Source organism: Bradyrhizobium sp. Kon69 (assembly GCF_055807515.1).
In genome coordinates, this window is the sequence record NZ_JBVVOS010000273.1 from 1 (window position 1) to 291 (window position 291).

Below are 291 nucleotides of genomic sequence, written 5' to 3' on the forward strand. Positions count from 1 at the left end.
GGCGGTACAGATCATTTGCCTGCTGTCGGTGGCTACGCTTTTCTGTTGATTGAGACGCCAACGCCCAAGTGCGCCGCAAGGTGTCACTGGGTATGGCAGTGCTTAATTCCAGGCCTACCCATACCGAGCCATAGATCACTTTACTACGTGAGATATCGCTATCGTTGAACTCGATATTGTCGATCTTACAATCTTGATCTACCGGTCTCTTCGTTTTCAAGCAAGATCCCAAATCTGCCAGACAGCTCCTTTTGCCCATTGAGCGTCAATGCAAGTGCCCGACTATCAAGG

1 protein-coding gene is annotated in these 291 nt (G+C 49.8%); it reads right to left on the reverse strand.

The features are described from left to right. Positions 1 to 220: hypothetical protein (locus tag AC0L3U_RS39135; RefSeq protein WP_473365082.1), on the reverse strand; the 220-nt coding region annotated here is incomplete at its 3' end. Positions 221 to 291 lie beyond the last annotated feature (71 nt).